Origin of the sequence: Bradyrhizobium sp. Gha (assembly GCF_900113735.1) — a bacterium.
Taxonomy (GTDB): Bacteria; Pseudomonadota; Alphaproteobacteria; order Rhizobiales; family Xanthobacteraceae; genus Bradyrhizobium.
Map to the genome: position 1 here is coordinate 112,015 of NZ_FOQM01000001.1, position 14,962 is coordinate 126,976.

The following is a 14,962-nucleotide window of genomic DNA, read 5'->3' on the forward strand; positions in this document are numbered from 1 at the left end:
AGAACGCGATCCGTCAGGACCGACGCAGCGGGCGGCTGATCGAAGTCCATCATCAGCACGATCAGCGTAGTCATCATCGCGGTATAGGAACATAGTGGCGCGACTTCAGCAGTGGACGCGTGCCGGCGATCAACCCTATACAGCCGGTCAGAGTCCAGGCTGATGGATGCGCGGCAAGACAAAGGCCAGCCAGGAGCACGCCGGCGCCGGCTCCCAGCGCGCGCTGCGTGACCTTGATCGGAAACAGGTTCGTGCGACGCTGCGCGAGGATCACCACGGTGAGCGCGATCCATTGCAGATGATGGTTCGGAAAGGTCTGGTCCAACGCTTCCGCCGCAACCAGGCATGAAACCAGTTTGAGAGTGAAATGCCAGCCGGCCGGCCGTCCGAGCGACGCCCTCCATCGGGCCAGTTTCGCAGGTGCCGCCGCCGCGGGGCCTTGCTCGGCGAGTATCGGCGTCCTGCTGGTCGTCGATCGCACGACCGCGCCGAAGAGCAGCCATAACAGCGCCGTCCACAACGCGCCGGCAGTCAACAGCGCCATCATCGCAGCAGGGTGGGGCGTTGCCGCGGACATGCTCTGCGCGATGATGAGGAAGAGCGTGAAACGGGTGGTCACGATTGCCGCGGTGCGGTCGTAACCGCCGAGCAAGGCCGCCACGCCCGCGCAGACGATTGTGAGGAGCCTTCCCGCCAGCCCGCCACCGACGAGGAATTCCGCGATCGCGGCCGCGACGATCGTGGGCAGCACGGACAGCGCCAGGCTCCGCCCTTGATCGAAAAGGCTTCGTCCTGGGCCGACCCGGCCGATCGGCAGGCTCCCCGCCGAGGCGATCAGCCCCAGTGGAAGGTTTCCGAGCGCCGCAGCGAACAGGATCGGTCCGACGAAGCTCAGGCCGGCAATCAGGCCTTCGCTAAGCCCGATTTCCGCGTCTGTCGTCCACCGAACCGCATCGCCGATGTGGGTGCGGACTCGCGTCCAAAGGCGCCGATCGGACATCACCCGTCTATGGCAAAATGGAAGTGTCGCTCCCGATCAGTTGAAGCGGCCAGCATTACTGGCCTTGCGCTGAAGCAGCTGCGAAACCGCAAATTCGGCACCAAACCGCGCCTGATGGGACTGGAGCCCGGCCACGATGGTTTGCAGGTTGATGCCGTCCGCCCAGAACATCGGTCCCCCTGTGAAGGCCGGCCAGCCGTAGCCATTGACCCAGACGACATCGATATCGGAGGCGCGCTGCGCGATCCCCTCCTCGAGGATCTTCGCGCCTTCGTTGATCATGGGATAGAGCAGGCGCTCCAGGATTTCCTGCTCACTGATCTGACGCGGGCGATATCTCCGGCTCGCGGCGAATTCGGCGATGATGCTCTCGACCTCCGCCGAAGGCGTGGCCATGCGATTGCTGTCGTAGTCGTAGTAGCCCTTGGAGGTCTTCTGCCCTCGTCGATCGCGCTCGCACAGCAGATCGCGTATGCTTTCGCCTTTCGAGCTCTCGCGGCGCCAGCCGAGATCGAGGCCGGCCAGATCGCTCATCTGGAACGGCCCCATCGGAAACCCAAAGTTCGTGAGGACCCGGTCGACATCCCAGGGCTTTGCGCCTTCGAGGATCAGGAGTTGCGCCTGCCGGGACCGCTGTCCGAGCATGCGGTTACCGATAAAGCCGGGGCAGACGCCCGACACGACGGCGACCTTGCCGATCCGCTTCGCGAGATCCATGGCGGTGGCGAGCTGTGAGGCCCCCGTCTTCGCACTACGCACCACCTCCAGCAGCCGCATGACATTGGCCGGAGAGAAGAAGTGCAGTCCGATCACCGCTTCTGGCCGCCCGGTTTGCGCCGCTATCTCGTTGAGATCGAGGCGGCTGGTGTTCGAAGCGAGGATGGCGCCCGGCTTTGCGACCGCATCGAGCTTCCGAAACACCTCCTGCTTGACCGCCATGCTCTCGAAAACGGCCTCGATGATCAGGTCGCAATCGGCAAGAGCTTCGATCGCGAGGCTCGACGCCAGCAGCGACATCGCCTTATCGACCTCCTCTCCGCTGAGCCGACCCCGACTGGCCGCCCGCTCGTAGTTGCGCCGGATCGTTGCCAGCCCCCTGTCGAGCGCGGCTTGCTCGCGCTCTACGATGGTGACGGGGATGCCGATCGACAGGAAGTTCATGGCGATGCCGCCGCCCATGGTCCCGGTACCGACAATGCCGACCCCCGCAATCGGAATGCGGGGCACGCCCGGCGGAATGTCGTCGACTTTCGCGGCGGTCCGCTCGGCAAAGAAGACATGGCGCTGCGCCCTCGACTGGTCGCTCTTGACGAGCGAGGCGAACAGCGCGCGCTCGCGCGCCATGCCGTCCGCGAAGGGAAGCTTCACCGCGGCCTCAATCGCCTTGATGCAGGCCTCCGGCGCGGCAAATCCTCGGGTCTTTCCGGCGATCTCATGGCGGAACCGGTCGAACATGGCGGGATCCCGCACGGCGTCGGCCAGGCGATCGGTCCGAAGGGAGCTGCGCGGATGGTCCCTTGCAGAGATCCTCTCTCGTGCAAAGAGGATTGCCTCGCGGACAAGACTGTCGTCATCGACAAGCCGATCGATGAGGTCCATGCCAAGGGCGTCGGTCGCGGTGACCGGCTCTCCTGTCACGATCATCGACAGCGCCTTCTCGACCCCGACGAGCCGCGGCAGCCGCTGAGTTCCGCCGGCGCCTGGCAGGAGCCCGAGCTTGACCTCGGACAGTCCGAGCTTCGCCGATCGCGTCGCAATGCGGTAGTGGCATCCGAGCGCGACCTCCAATCCGCCGCCAAGCGCGTTGCCGTGGATCGCTGCGATGACGGGCTTTTGGCTCCCTTCGATCTTCTCGATCAGCTGCGGCAGCGAAGGCGGCGTCGACGACTTGCCGAGCGCGCCGATATCGGCGCCCGCAAAGAATCCGCGCCCGTCGCAGCAAATGACGATGGCGCCCACCGCCGGATCCGCCTCCGCGCGATCCAGCGCGTCACCGAGAGCGTGACGGAGCTCCTGCGAAAGCGCGTTCACGGGCGGGTTGTCGGCGACGACAAGCATCACCTCGCCGTGAGGTTCGCTCCTGATCATGCTGTGCTCCATCCTAGAAGATCTCAAACAGGCCGGCGGCGCCCATGCCACCTGCGCAGCACATGGTCACCACGCCGTAGCGGGCACCGCGCCGTTTCCCTTCGTGCATCAGATGTCCGACGCAGCGGGCGCCGGTCATCCCGTAGGGATGGCCGATCGAGATCGCTCCGCCGGAAACATTGAGCCGCTCGTTGGGAATGCCGAGCCGGTCGCGGCAGTAGAGAAGCTGGGAGGCAAACGCCTCGTTCATTTCCCAGAGATCGATGTCGTCGACCTTGAGTCCATTGCGTTCGAGCAGCTTCGGCACCGCGAACACCGGACCGATTCCCATCTCCTCCGGTGCGCAGCCCGCCACCGCCAGGCCCCGGTAGGCGCCGAGCGGTTCAAGCCCGCGCTTTGCCGCCTCGCTCGCCTCCATCAGCAGCACGGCGGCGGCGCCGTCAGACAATTGCGACGCATTGCCGGCGGTGACGAACCGTCCGTCCTTGACGAAGCGTCCGCCCTTGAACACGGGCTTGAGGCGGGTGAGATCCTCGAGCTTCGTTCCCGGGCGATTGCCCTCGTCCCTTGTCAGGGTGATTTCGCGCTCGCTCGTCTCTCCGCTCTCGGCGCTGGCAACGGTCATCGTCGTGGTCAGCGGCGCGATCTCGCGATCGAAGCGTCCCTCGGCCTGTGCCTCTGCGGTACGCTGCTGCGATTGAAGCGCATATTCGTCCTGGGCTTCGCGGCTGACGCCATAGCGCTCGGCCACGATTTCGGCGGTCTCGATCATCGTGGTCGGAAGTCCCGGCACATTCTTCAGGATCCAATCGTCCCAGGCACGGTACCAATTTACCTTGTCGTTCTGCACGAGACTGATGGATTCCAGGCCGCCTCCGATCGCGATCGGCGCACCGTCATTGACGATGTATTTCGCGGCCGTCGCGATGGCCATCAGGCCGGACGAACACTTGCGGTCGATCGACATCGCCGCGACGCTGTCGGGAAGTCCGGCGCGCAAGGCGGCGTGACGTGCGACATTGTTGCCGGACGACCCCTGCTGCTGCGCCGCGCCGATTACGACATCGTCGACCTCGCGCGGATCTATTCCGGCGCGTTTGACCACCTCGCGGATGACGTGTCCTCCGAGGGCCGGTGACGTCGTATTGTTGAAGGCGCCGCGATAGGCTTTTCCGATCGGGGTCCTGGCCGTGGCGATGATTACGGCTTCGCGCATCGAGCTCTCCTGTTGCGGCGCGACGCGCCTTTGCGATGTTTCATCATTGAAGCGAGTCTCGTCAGGTGAGCTCGGCGGAGGAATAGCCGAGAATCTCCCGCGCGATCACGAGGCGCTGGATCTGCCCCGTGCCCTCGTAGATGTCGGCGATGCGGCCGTCCCGCAGATATTGCTCGACCTGATAATCATGGCTGAGGCCCATGGCGCCCAGTGCATCCATCGCGCGCTGCGGGCCGGTGCGGCAGACCTCGCCTCCCTTTGCCTTCGCGACCGACGCTTCGAGATTGTTGGGCATGCCGTCCGAGGCGAGCCAGGCGGCGTGCATGACCGTCAACGTCGCGGCCTCGATGTCGGCCTCGAGCTCGAGCAATGTCTGCGCCGTGGCGCTGCGGGCGTGGCGACTGTCGTCAAAATCGACTGCGATGCCCTCCTTCGCAAGCTCGTCGCGCGCGACGCGGAACGCGCCGATGGCTTTGCCGACGCCGCCCGCCGCGACGAAGGGACGTGTCATGTTGAAGGTCTTGAGTACACCCTTGTACGACGCCGAGCCTTCGCCCTCGCCGCGCGGTACGCCCTCATCCCCGCCGATCAGGTGATCGCGCGGAATGCGGCAGTCGCGGAATGCGTAGGCGGCGGTATCGCTGCTGCGGATGCCGAGCTTCTTCTCCTTGCGGACCAGCTCGAATCCGGGGGTTCCCTTCAAGACCAGGAACGACTTGATTCCGCCTCGGCCTGCCGACTTGTCCACCGTCGCCCAAACGATCGCGCCGTCACAGCGAACGCCGTTGGTGACGAAGATCTTGTCGCCGTTCAACACCCACTCCTCACCGTCGAGCCTGGCGGTCGTCTGGATCGCCTTGGTGTCCGAGCCCGCGCCGGGCTCGGTGATCGACATCGCGAGCATCAGATTCCCCCAGCGCGCCTTCTGGGCGTCGGTGCCGGCGGCACCAAGTGCGGCGTTACCGAGCGCGGTCGGCGCCTGGCGCAGCGGCACCCCGCAATGCGCCTCGCGTTCGATCCTCATCAGCACCTGGAGCAGCAGCATCGGCGTGTCGTCGCGGGGGCGGCCGCGCAGACGCTGCTGGATCGGCGGAAACTGAGCGGCCTCCGGAAAGGACTTAGGCAGGACCTCGTCTTCGTGCTCGTCATAGTAGCGAGCGTATTTCTCGCCGACCCTGGCCTCTGCGGCGACGCCGTCGAGAACGGCACGATCAAAATCAGACAATGAGAAATCGACCATGGCTCATTCTCCTTAGGCGGCTGCGATCGCGTCGTGGCTGGTCAGCACGCGCATGTTGCGCAGCCACATCTCCGGCGGCAGATCGCGGATGTAGCCATGCCCGCCGAAGATCTGGAGGCCATCGTCGGCAATCCTGACGGCGTGCCGGTTGACGTAGTCCTGCGCGAGCACGGAGGCCTTGGCGGCGTCGCGCCCGGCATCGGCCTCGGCGGCCGCCTTCCACACCATCCATCGCATGGCTTCGCACTCGATGTGCATGTCGGCGAGCATGAAGGCTATCGACTGCTTCCGTGCGATCGGCTCGCCGAACGCAACGCGCTCCTTGGCATAGGGAATGGCGAAATCGATGACTGCGCGCGCGAGCCCGACCGCGAGCGCCGCCCCTCCGATACGCAGGCTCGCAAGCAGCGGCCTGATATCGGCGCCCTCGCCGTCTCCCAGCACATCGTCGGCCGGCACCCGCACCTGTGCGAGCTCGACGCGGGCGAAGCCGGCTGCCGTCAGCCCGAGCGTCCCGCTGTCCCGCGCGATGGTGACTCCGGTTGCATCGGAGTCGACGATGAAGGCCCTGATTCCCGCAAGGCCTGGCGCATCGGATGCGCGCGCCAGCACGAGCAGACGGCTTGCATGCTCGCCCATCGGTACCAGCCGCTTTGTGCCCGTGAGGACCCAACCCTTCCCGTCCCGCATCGCGCGAGTCGCCATCCGCGCCGGATCGAAGGCCGGTGCCCCCTCGTGCAAGGCAAGGCTTGCGGCGCGGCGCTTCTCGCCGCAGAACTCCGGCAGATAACGCAGCCGCTGCTCTTCGGAGCCGAGATCAATCAGCGGATTGACGAACAGCATGGAGGCAAACGCCGCGCTCGCAAGACCCGCGCATCCATATCCCAGGGCCTCGAGCATCAGCGCGCTGGTCACGAGCGAGCGCGGCGCCCCGCCACCCCCGCAATCCTCGGGGATCGACAGTGCGGTGAACCCGAGGGACCATGCGGTGTCGAGCAACTCAGACGGTGACAACCGGGCCTCATCGGCGCTGCGCGCGCGAGTGGCCAATTCGCTCGTCGCGAACGACAGCAGCGTATCACGAACCTGGGTCTGTTCTTCCGTCAAAGCGAAGCTGATCATGGTTGCGGCATCCCGGCTTCCACGGAGAAGGACGGCTCGCGAGGACCGGCGGCTCGCAGCGCCTGAGCGGCGCAGACGAGATCCCGCACATGCGCGAAGATGGGCAGACCGACGCGCCAGAAGGCGCTGCGGGCGAAGGCCGACGGCAGCGTGTAGCTGTAGATCAGGATCGGCTTCGAGCTGCGCGCCGCAAGTTGCCGCAGTGCGTCGACATCGAGCGGGACGCTGCGCTCGCTCGACAGCCCTGCTGCGAACACGATGAGATCGACCTCATCCCCTTCCAGCAGCACCTTCAGTGCCTGCATGGCGCCGCCCGTGAAGATGCCCTGCGCCGTCACGTCGACGGGGTTCGCCGCCGATCCATAGGAGGGAAAGGTCGGACGGAGCGACGTCTGAAGCCGGTCGCTCAGCGCGGGTATCACGAAGCCCGCCGCAGAGAGACACTCGGACAGCACCGTACCCGCACCACCTGCCGTGGTGACGATCCCTGCCCGCTTGCCCGTAGCAGCGGGGCTCGTGACGAGCGCAAGCGCTGCCGCAACCGCTTCGTCGGGTTCGATCACGACGACGACACCGAGCTTCGCCAACATGGAGTTCTCGTCGGCAACGGAGCCGGTCACGCTGCCGGTATGGTGCAATGCGGCCCGTCGTCCCGCTTCCGATCGGCCGATCTTGATGATGATGATCGTCTTGCCAGCGGCACGCGCGCGTTCGGCGGCAAGCCTGAACCTCGTAGGGTCCCGGATTTCCTCGAGATAGGCGATGACAACCCTGCTCTCGATATCGCCGGCAAAGTATTCGATGAAATCCGCCGCAGTCAGATCGCACTCGTTTCCCGTGGTGACGATATGACTGAAGTCGAGCCCGAACGCCCTCCCGCGATTGAGCAGAGCAAAGCCGAGGCCTCCACTTTGCGCGACGACGGCGACCTTTCCGGCATTGGCAATCACAGGCTCGGCTGCCTCGGTCGGCTCCGCCGCGGCGCTGAAGGTTGCCGCGATGCCATCGACGAGATTGTAGAATCCCTCGCAGTTCGGCCCGCAGATGCGAATCCCGGTGCGCCCCGCAATTTCGGTGAGTTGGAGCTGGAGACGCGCTTTTGCGGCACTCTCCTCGGCAAAGCCCGACGAGATGACGATCGCGGCACGCACGCCTGCTACGGCGCATTCCTCCACGACGTCGCAGACGAATTCGGCCGGAATCGCCACCACGGCGAGGTCGACCGCGGAGCCGGCGGCCGAGATGGAGGGGTAGCAGCGGAGCCCGTTGATCTCCTGATAGCTCGGATTGACGGGCACGATCCGGCCCTTGAAGCCGCAGCGGCGCAGCACGCGCATGAGCGAACCGCGGATCGTGCGCTGCTCGGCCGGAGCAGCTCCGATGATGGCGATGGACTTTGGCTGGACGAATGAACCGATCGTCGAGATGCCCGCATCTTGACTGGGTTCCTGGGGAAGCGATCGTGTTGTCATCAGCGTGGTAATCCGACGAGGTTGCGAGCGATGATGATCCGCTGGATCTGTCCGGTGCCCTCAACGATGTTGAGCGCCTTGGCGTCGCGAAACAGCTTCTCGACCAGGCAATCCCCTGCTCCGGCCTCCAGACCGACGATCTCCATGCCGACGGTCGCGAGTTCGTGTGCGGTTTCCGCCGCGAACACCTTTGCCATCGAGGCATCGACGATGTTCGGGATCTTCTCGTCCGCCTTCCAGGCCGCGCGAAGCGTCATGAGCCATGCCGCGCGCAATCGGCGCCGCATCGCTTCGAGCCGATCCCGCACCCGCGCCGACTTGATGGATCCCGACTGCTTCGCGATATCGAGCGTCTCGTCGTAGGCGGACCGTGCAAGACCAACGGCGCTCGCGGCCACGCCGACGCGGGTCGTGTTGAGCGAGCCCATCGTGGCGCCATAGGCACTCGATTGCGAGGTTCGCGCAGGCTGCTCTCCCCCCAGGAGATTCTCGTGCGGCACCTCGCAGTCCTCGAGAATAAACGAAACGGATTCGTATGCCCGCAGCCCCATTTTCTTCTCGATCTTGATGCCCGTCATGCCGGGGTTGCCATGTTCGACAAAGAACGCTCGCTGACCCGCGCGCCCCTTCTCTGGATCGAGGTTGGCCTGGATCAGCACCCAGTCGGCGCGAGCGGCATTGCCGATGAAGCATTTCGAGCCGCGCAGTACATAGCCTCGGTCGGTGCGTATGGCGCGCGTGCGGAATGCCGCCGTGTCTGAGCCGCCGCCTGGCTCCGTCAGCGCGAAGCTTCCCCAGCGCGGCTCCTTCGCGCCGCGGAACGGCCCAAGGAATCGCTCGCGCTGCTCGGGCGTACCGAGAGCGGCGACGATGGCGGCGGGAAGCCCCGGTCCCGGCGCCGCAACGCCCATGCCGCGATCCCAATAGGCATTTTCCTCGTTGAGCACGGCCATCCGGACGGCCGAGCCTTCGGATATCGTGTCGTCTTCCGCTGGCGAAGGATGCCGGCGGCGAAAGTCGACGAACTTCGCGAAGTAGGGATGATCGGCCGGAAGCGGGGCGGCGTTGCGGTCGGCCTCCAGCCCTGCCGGCCGAACCTCGTTCCGCCCCCACTCCCTGGCGCGCTCGATATGGGCGCGAAGCGCCGCACTGAATCCGCTCACGCTGCAAACTCCATCGGGTTGGCGGGCGCGAGCGCCGCGCCGGCATCGTCCTGCGCGGCATCGGTGCCGCCGGCGAGCAAGCCGAGCGCGCGGCTGTCACGCATCGCCTTTTCAACGGGATAGTCCCGCATGAAGCCGTGGCCGCCCAGGATCTGCACGGCGTTTGGTCCGACGAACCGGCTCGCCTCGACCGCGTCGACGAATGCCGATGCCGCGGCGCCGGTCCCATCCATTCCGGCATCGATCAGTCGAGCGGCATCCGCGATCAGGAGACCGACACGCTCGACGGCGATTTCCATGTCGACGATCAGGAAGGCGAGCGCCTGGTGGTGCGCGATGGGTTTGCCGAACGCCACGCGTTCGAGCGCGTAGCGACGCGAGAAGCCCGCAGCATCGACCAGAACGCCCCAGATCAAGGCGGCATGATAGAGCCGGACCTTCGCCCAAGCCTGCGCCGCCAATGTCGAATCACGCCAAACATGTGCTGGTGCGCCGCCGTAGCGGATGCGGCTGGCACCGGTCGCGTGCAGCGCAGCCCCGCGAGCCTGTTCCAGTTCGAACCCGCTCTCCATCACCCAGGCACCGTCGCGCCGAAGGCACACGAGGACATCGGCGTTGCCCGACGCGATCCATGCCGCCTCGCCCCGAACAGGTCCTTCGAGCACCGTACCGGCATCAACGTCGATGAGGAGCGCGAGTCGCGTCTCCGGGCGGCTCGCGAGGAGGTCTCGATATCTCTCCAGGAGATCGCTGCCGCCGAATGTCTCGATGACGTAGGCGGCCGGGCCGAAACGATCCAGCGCGAGCGCGGCTCCGGCATCTGCCTCGGCCAGGATGCGGTTCACCAGGACGCGGCTCGAAAGACCAAGCCCAACACCTCCGAGAGCTTCCGGCAGATCAATCGCAGCAAGGCCGAGCGACTCGAAGCGCTCTTGCACGTCCCTGGCGACCGACCTCCTTGCCTCGAATTCACGCAGCTTCGGTCGCAACTCTTCGGTGGCAAACCGCCGAACAGTCTCCGACAGCATGTCGTCTGTATCGTTGGAGGAGAAGTTCATTCGGACCCTAGATCTGGAGGAGACCTGCCCGAAGGCAGGCCGGCTCCCGATTAGAAGCGGTCCTTCATCCTCGCAACGAGATTCGCACAGGTGGACTATTTTCCATATCCAAGGAAACTCAGATCGTGGGCTGTGCCGGCAGAAACGCCTTGATCGACCTCTTCATCGACGCGAGATTCGCCGAGAGGTTCTTTTCGAGACGTCGCACCGGCCCGCCGAGCGCGATGACGAACGTCCGATTGTAGGGTGCGACGGGCAGCGGCATCGCGATGACCCCGACACCTTCGGTATAGAGGTGGCGGGAGAAGAAGTAGCCCTGCCTGCGGATGGTGGCCACCTTGTCCATCACGTCCTTCAACGCGACGCGACGGCTCCTGTTCGGCTCGTCATAGTTGCTCCGGTAGACCAGCGTATCGATTTCTGCGTCCGATTTTGTGCTCAGCAGCGCCAGCCCGACGCCGGATCTCGTCAGCGGTCGCAACGAGCCAGGCTCGGCAGAATAGCTCAACGGCTGTGGCGAACGCAGCACGTGGACGTACTGCGCGCGGATCTCGCTCTGCGTTCCCAGGATGATGGTTTCCCGGGTGCGTTCGCGCAGATCCTCCATCAGCGGCAGCATCTTGAACTCATTGAAGAGCTGGTCGGCGACCCAGCGGCCGAGCACGGCAATGCGCATGGTCGGCAGGTATGTTCGTGTCGTCCGGTCATATTCGAGATAGCCGAGCAGCATCAGACTCTTCAGCATCGCCGCTCCGCTCGAGACGGGATAATCGAGCGCCTCGCAAATCTCCTTGAGGCCGAGCGGCCGCCGCTTCCGGTCGAAGAATTCCATGATCTCGATGACGCGACGAGCCGATTTGATGGTGGAATTGGCCATGACTGTTTCCGCCTGAATTCCTTCTATGTGGAAACGACATCTTTATCAGGGATTCGCTTCCAATTCAGAAAGTCGCGTTTACCGTTCACCCGCGCAAGATGGGATAGGAGCTGATGGAAGTTTTCGTAAGGAATGACGTTGTCGCGACCATCGAGAATATGATCGGTCTGGTCGAGATTCGAAGGGGGCCGAACAATTTCTTCGATCTTGGCCTGATCGAAGCGATCGCCGATGCGTTCGCGCTCCTGGCCGAAGACCGGACGTGCCGCGCCATTGTGTTGGCGTCGCACGGCAAGGCGTTTTGCGCCGGAGCGGATTTCTCGAGGAGCGCGGGGACAGGTCGCCAGGGATCCGATGGGGATCTATATCGGGCCGCGGTACGGCTGTTCGAGTGCCCGAAGCCGATCATCGCCGCCGTGCAGGGTCCCGCGATCGGTGGCGGGTTGGGGCTGGCGCTCGTCGCCGACTTTCGCGTGGCGGCGCCGGAGGCGCGATTTGCAGCGAACTTCGTCAAGCTGGGCATTCACCCAGGATTTGGCATTACCGCGACGTTGCCCCGCCTCATCGGAGAGCAAAGGGCTGGCCTCATGCTCTACACCGGTCGCCGTATCAAGGCGGAGGAGGCGAGCGCGTCGGGTCTCGTTGACTTCCTCGTTCCGCAAGATCAATTGCGTGGTTCGGCGCTGGCGCTCGCAAGTGAGATCGCAGAGGCGGCGCCGCTCGCCGTTCTTGCCACACGCGCCACGATCCGCAAAGGTCTCGCCGAGTTAGTGCGCGCACAGACCGACCATGAGCTTGCCGAGCAAAACAAACTGTTTGCGACGACCGATTATCGCGAAGGGATCCGCGCCGTCGCGGAGCGCCGACCGGGACGATTTAGCGGAGCCTGACCTAGCGCATCCGTGATCTTACGCTCACGACACCGGCAGGCGTTCGCTGACGTTCGCAAGGTTGTCCGGTGGATTGCTATTGGTCGGAAGGCAGAGGCTCGTTGGCTGGTACGGCGATTTCCCGGACCGCGAGTTGCCAAGGAAACGATTCGTATAGTAAGATAAAAGCGAGACGCAGTACCGTGCGGCGTGTCTTTCAAGCATTTGTCGATCGTCTCGTCGAAGGTAAGGATTACAAGGATCTCGGAGACGGATTGGCCGAATCTGCTGCGGCGCTCAATCTCTGCTGCTTCGCCTACCTTTCTCTGCCGCGCGCTCCAGGCGCACCGCCGCTGCTGATTTCAAATTATCCTTCAACTTGGACTTCATACTATTTGCAAAGGCAATATGAGCGGACCGATCCCGTAGTTGTGCAAGCGCTCCACTATCCAAGTCCATTTCGGTGGGGCCTCGGAGTAGGACTGGCAGCGAGCTCGGACCCTGAACGTGAGCTGTTCGAGGAAGCGGCTCGCTTTGGCATTCGCTGTGGGTTCACAATTCCCATTCACGATAGTAGCGGAGCCATTGCCGCGGTTACCTTTGCTGCTGATGAGCGTCGGTCGACTTTCGAGCGTACAATTGACGATCATGCACTCGTCCTACAGCTCATGGCGATTTACTTTCATGCCCACGCCCAGCGCAAGATCGCATTCGATAATCGGATTGACGGCGTTAATCTTTCACCCCGAGAGACTGAATGTCTCAAGTGGGCCGCCGAGGGGAAATCGGCCTGGGAGACTGGGCGCATCATGGGAATCTCGCGTCATACGGTGGCCTTTCATCTCGAAAATGCCAGGGCAAAGCTCGGTGTTGGATCGACAATTCAGGCGGTCGCGCGTCTTGCTTCAGCGAAGCATCGCATCTAAAGCATGCGTCTCGCGTTAGCACCTCCTTAGTTGAGGAGGCTGCGGGCCCACGAAGCTTGTCCTTCAATAGACCATTGTCGTCTTTGGAGGCACATCATGATGCAGGTCATCACGCGAGAATACTATGGGGCTCTCGCCCATGAGATCGCCGAAATGCACCGGCTTCGGTACCGGGTATTCAAAGAACGACTCCAATGGGACGTCCAAATCAGCGGCGATATGGAGATAGACGAATTCGATGCCCTTCATCCCGTTTATCTAATTCAGCGAGCGAGCGACTACCGTATTCAAGGTTGCGTTCGAATGCTTCCGTCCACGGGGCCGACAATGTTGCGAGATATTTTCCCGGCCTTGCTGGACGGGAAGTCGTTCCAAGCAATTCCTTCAGTTTGGGAAAGTAGCCGTTTCGCACTCGACGTTGCCAATGACGCGCGCAGCACAATTCATGGCTTGACCAACGCAACTTACGAGCTCTTCGCCGGCATGATCGAGTTCGGTCTATCGCGACGCCTAACGGACATTGTTACCGTCACAGACACCCGCATGGAGCGCCTCTTGCGTCGTGCGGGATGGCCCCTACGCCGAACAGGCCAGCCAAGAAGATTTGGAAACACTGAGGCAGTTGCTGGCTATCTTGAGGTCTCCTCGGAATGCCTGACACAGGTACGAACTGCGGGAAAGCTGCAGTCTCCGATACTTTGGGAACCTGCAGTGACAGCCGCGTAGACAACGCGCTGTTTCGAAGGCTCCATGTCAAATCCTAGCATCAGGAAGCTTCAAATGGCTCCTGCTTCTCAAGCTACCCGAATCGAGTTGCGTCACTTGCGGGCCGCAATAGCTGCCGCAGATTGCGGAAGCCTTCGCCAGGCTTCGGAGCTTCTGGTGGTCCGACATTCCGTCTTAAGTCGCTTGATCAGCCAGCTAGAACATTTGGTCGGCGCGACGCTATTTGAACGCTCCAGCGCAGGAGTTGTGCCTACCGTCGCAGGTCGGAGCGTCCTGTGCATATCGCGAACAATTTTAGAACAGGTCGAGGCGATGCTTGCGACCGCTCGATCCAGCGGTCGCGGCGAAGCCGGACGTCTCTCGATAGGCTTTTGCACGTCCATTTCCGCGGGAAACTTGAGAGCAACCATAATCGAGTTCAAGAAGGGAGTGCCCCAGGTCGAGCTTGCGCCTATCGAGCGGCCACGCGCTCTTCTAATGAGCGCTCTCAGGAACGGTACTCTCGACATAGCCATCGTTCCAGGGCAAACACCGCTGTCGGACGCCAAAACCCTGCCAGTCTGGAGCGAGCGTACACTGGCTTTCGTTCCTAACGACCATCCTCTGGCTACGCGTGAAATCATCTACTGGACAGATCTCCGCGGCCAAACGGTGCTCTTGAGCGAGCATGATCCTGGAAACGATCTCGAAGATCTGTTGGTCTCCAAGCTGGTGACAGACGAACATCGCCCAACAATCGAACGTCACGATGTGAGCAGGGGCATCATAAAGAGCCTGATCAGTATGGGACTTGGAATTGGTCTTGCCATGGAGTCGGATGTGGGCGCCAGCTTCGCCGGTTTGGTCTATCGCGAATTGCACGACGGCGCCGGCCCGAGCCGCATCGGCTTCTATGCGCGTTGGCTGCACGATAACGAAAATCCCGCTCTGAAGCGCTTCCTTAACCTGTTAGCAGAACGCTATCCCTCGCCTCCGCCGGTTCTTGTGGAATGATTGGTTCGTCTCGCCTTTGCAAATCCGCGGTCCGTGGCCATAAAGCGCGCCAACATCGGCGCGATCAGCTTCGCCGGATCGATACGCTGCCCACTTTCGCGCGCCAAGGCCTCTGCATAGGCGACGAGATCCCGATGCACTGATGCTGGGAGCTCAGTGGTGACCTTGACCGGCTTGTCGTCAGGCAGTGCTCCTATTCTAAGCTTGGACAT

The 14,962-nt window shown here is 63.3% G+C and carries 14 protein-coding genes; 4 read left to right on the forward strand and 10 right to left on the reverse strand.

Features of this window, described 5'->3' with window-relative positions:
- Window positions 1–73 precede the first annotated feature (73 nt).
- From BM222_RS00635 to BM222_RS00675, 9 genes are all read right to left on the reverse strand, one after another.
- Window positions 74–751 carry an FUSC family protein gene (locus BM222_RS00635; protein WP_177242932.1) on the reverse strand — a complete coding sequence of 226 codons (678 nt, stop codon included), beginning with the start codon at window positions 749–751 and terminating at the stop codon, window positions 74–76.
- A 285-nt stretch (window positions 752–1,036) separates the two neighbouring features.
- The gene (locus BM222_RS00640) at window positions 1,037–3,088 is read right to left on the reverse strand and encodes a 3-hydroxyacyl-CoA dehydrogenase NAD-binding domain-containing protein (RefSeq protein WP_244546972.1); all 2,052 of its coding nucleotides are present in this window, start codon (window positions 3,086–3,088) and stop codon (window positions 1,037–1,039) included.
- A gap of 13 nt (window positions 3,089–3,101) precedes the next feature.
- A complete protein-coding gene (locus tag BM222_RS00645) occupies window positions 3,102–4,304 on the reverse strand; it encodes an acetyl-CoA C-acyltransferase (protein ID WP_092226258.1) in 1,203 nt (400 codons plus the stop codon).
- Between the two features lie 61 nt (window positions 4,305–4,365).
- Complete coding sequence (locus BM222_RS00650) at window positions 4,366–5,544, reverse strand: acyl-CoA dehydrogenase family protein (protein ID WP_092226260.1); 1,179 nt, start codon at window positions 5,542–5,544, stop codon at window positions 4,366–4,368.
- A gap of 12 nt (window positions 5,545–5,556) precedes the next feature.
- Window positions 5,557–6,666 (reverse strand): acyl-CoA dehydrogenase family protein, encoded by a 1,110-nt coding sequence (locus BM222_RS00655; RefSeq protein ID WP_092226262.1) that lies wholly within the window; start codon window positions 6,664–6,666, stop codon window positions 5,557–5,559.
- Window positions 6,663–8,138, reverse strand: a complete 1,476-nt coding sequence (locus tag BM222_RS00660) for a CoA-binding protein (RefSeq protein ID WP_092226264.1) — start codon at window positions 8,136–8,138, stop codon at window positions 6,663–6,665. The genes BM222_RS00655 and BM222_RS00660 overlap by 4 nt, the downstream gene beginning before the upstream one ends.
- On the reverse strand, window positions 8,138–9,301 hold the full coding sequence (locus BM222_RS00665; RefSeq protein WP_092226266.1) for an acyl-CoA dehydrogenase family protein: 1,164 nt from the start codon (window positions 9,299–9,301) through the stop codon (window positions 8,138–8,140). The genes BM222_RS00660 and BM222_RS00665 overlap by 1 nt, the downstream gene beginning before the upstream one ends.
- The gene (locus BM222_RS00670) at window positions 9,298–10,329 is read right to left on the reverse strand and encodes an acyl-CoA dehydrogenase family protein (RefSeq protein ID WP_177242933.1); all 1,032 of its coding nucleotides are present in this window, start codon (window positions 10,327–10,329) and stop codon (window positions 9,298–9,300) included. The genes BM222_RS00665 and BM222_RS00670 overlap by 4 nt, the downstream gene beginning before the upstream one ends.
- 148 nt (window positions 10,330–10,477) lie before the next feature.
- Complete coding sequence (locus tag BM222_RS00675; protein WP_092226270.1) at window positions 10,478–11,236, reverse strand: IclR family transcriptional regulator; 759 nt, start codon at window positions 11,234–11,236, stop codon at window positions 10,478–10,480.
- 158 nt (window positions 11,237–11,394) lie between these two features.
- Between BM222_RS00675 and BM222_RS00680 the strand changes: the two genes are divergently transcribed.
- The 4 genes from BM222_RS00680 to BM222_RS00695 all read left to right on the forward strand — a co-directional run bounded on the left by BM222_RS00680 (window position 11,395) and on the right by BM222_RS00695 (window position 14,750).
- The gene (locus BM222_RS00680; protein WP_210188480.1) at window positions 11,395–12,126 is read left to right on the forward strand and encodes an enoyl-CoA hydratase/isomerase family protein; all 732 of its coding nucleotides are present in this window, start codon (window positions 11,395–11,397) and stop codon (window positions 12,124–12,126) included.
- 182 nt (window positions 12,127–12,308) lie between these two features.
- On the forward strand, window positions 12,309–13,031 hold the full coding sequence (locus BM222_RS00685; RefSeq protein ID WP_092226273.1) for a helix-turn-helix transcriptional regulator: 723 nt from the start codon (window positions 12,309–12,311) through the stop codon (window positions 13,029–13,031).
- A 96-nt stretch (window positions 13,032–13,127) separates the two neighbouring features.
- On the forward strand, window positions 13,128–13,757 hold the full coding sequence (locus BM222_RS00690) for an acyl-homoserine-lactone synthase (protein WP_092226275.1): 630 nt from the start codon (window positions 13,128–13,130) through the stop codon (window positions 13,755–13,757).
- Window positions 13,758–13,811: 54 nt separating this feature from the next.
- Window positions 13,812–14,750 (forward strand): LysR family transcriptional regulator, encoded by a 939-nt coding sequence (locus BM222_RS00695; RefSeq protein WP_092226277.1) that lies wholly within the window; start codon window positions 13,812–13,814, stop codon window positions 14,748–14,750.
- On the opposite strand, the gene BM222_RS00700 is transcribed toward BM222_RS00695, so the two are convergent.
- Window positions 14,717–14,962, reverse strand: coding sequence for a DUF2274 domain-containing protein (locus BM222_RS00700; RefSeq protein WP_092226279.1), 246 nt, complete (start codon window positions 14,960–14,962; stop codon window positions 14,717–14,719). The two genes, BM222_RS00695 and BM222_RS00700, sit on opposite strands and share 34 nt — an antisense overlap.